The following is a 976-nucleotide window of genomic DNA, read 5'->3' as shown; positions in this document are numbered from 1 at the left end:
TCAAGCTAAGAAAATACAACTTCTCCCGGAATGTAAATTTTATCCATTGTTGAATACTGATAAGATGGTTATGTTAACTGAAGGCAATAGATTTATATAAAAAGAATATTGTAATCGACTTAGCTCGTGAAGAGAAAAAATAAAGTATATGATAAAAAACGCAAACCCCTAATCAAAAGAGGCTTGCGTTTTTTAACTAACGTTTTTCCAAATCCTTAAGTTGATGGGCATGTATGATGACCACTAACAGACCATTTGAAATGAAAAATTACTAAGTAAAAAAACTAGCGGTTTCTAATTGCGTTTCCTCTTTTTTATTTCAAATCAAGATTCTTAACAGTTTTTAAAGTGAATTACATGCATTCAAAGTTAATTGTATGGTTAAAAAGATTGATTAACAGGTTGATATATAGTAGCTAAAGTTTGCACTTCTGATTCTGGAGCTGTAGATAATGGATAATACCCTTTTTTGACCATATATTGCCATACATCGTATGCATGTCTACCACTATTTAAGAATGCATTTTCTAAGAATGTTCTTAAGTTAGGGTTTGCGCATTCTAATACAGAACCAGCATAATTTAAAGCTGCTGACTTTTGATTTAATAAGTATCCAGTTGCAATTGCTCGGTCATTAGGTGGTGCTCCGCTTACATCCGGAGTAACAGGCGGCAATTCTTCAACAGGTGTTCTTAAGTAAGAAGATAGTACAGGTGTTAACTTAGATGGCTGAAATTTTTCAATATTTGGTTCACTTAGACTCTGTACGAATTCAACTTTTAAATTATAATCCTGCACATGTAATGGAAAATGTTGTTGCAATAATTGTTTTAATTCGGGATCTTGTGCCTGCTTAATGTATGTACTCATCGTATTAATTGTATTGTAACAACCAGCAATTAATTCACTTAAATCACGTAATTCATGTGTAGCTAATTGCATATTTTATTCCTCCTTTTTCATATCAATTCTATGT

At 31.9% G+C, this 976-nt stretch carries 1 protein-coding gene; it reads right to left on the bottom strand.

The window, feature by feature from the left end; translation table 11 throughout:
• Positions 1–381: 381 nt before the first annotated feature.
• On the bottom strand, positions 382–942 hold the full coding sequence (locus tag ABWK52_RS19210) for a spore coat protein (protein WP_086423438.1): 561 nt from the start codon (positions 940–942) through the stop codon (positions 382–384).
• Positions 943–976: the final 34 nt, after the last annotated feature.

The organism is Bacillus sp. AP50 (assembly GCF_040492675.1).
Taxonomy (GTDB): Bacteria; Bacillota; Bacilli; order Bacillales; family Bacillaceae_G; genus Bacillus_A; species Bacillus_A cereus.
The sequence above is the reverse complement of the archived record's forward strand: the minus strand, read 5'-3'. Positions and strand labels throughout refer to the sequence as shown.